At 66.2% G+C, this 379-nt stretch carries 1 protein-coding gene; it reads left to right on the top strand.

Translation table 11 applies throughout. From position 1 onward, the window contains the following. Nucleotides 1–309 (top strand): hypothetical protein (locus FOI68_RS23745; RefSeq protein ID WP_185974042.1); only part of this gene is annotated, 309 nt, incomplete at its 5' end. Nucleotides 310–379 lie beyond the last annotated feature (70 nt).

Raw genomic sequence — 379 nt, 5'->3', positions numbered from 1 at the left:
ATGAACCCGGACAGTGGTCCCAAGACCCAGCAGCAAATCGAGCACGATAAGCAACTCGAGCAGAAGTACAAGGAATCGCTGCGCTCGATCCCGGACGCCAAGGCCAGCAACGATCCCTGGCACATCGTGCGGGGAAGCGATGCGGATGTAACCCCGCCGCCGAAGGTTGCGGTCAAGCCGAGCAAGCCCAAGGCCGCGAAGCCTTCAGGGGCGAAGGCGGCCGCGGCATCGCCCTGGCCGACCCCGCGCCAAAGCTCGCCGCCCTGGCCGGGAACCCCGTCGTCCACCGCCTGGCCGACGCCGCGCTAGCGGCGCGGATTGCAACGTTGTCGAGTGTTCACCTCTCCCCGCTTGCGGGGAATGGGAGAAGAGATTTCGC

This window comes from Brevibacillus sp. LEMMJ03, assembly GCF_007197875.1.
GTDB lineage: Bacteria > Bacillota > Bacilli > Brevibacillales > Brevibacillaceae > Brevibacillus > Brevibacillus thermoruber.
This window is presented reverse-complemented; position numbering and strand designations above follow the sequence as displayed.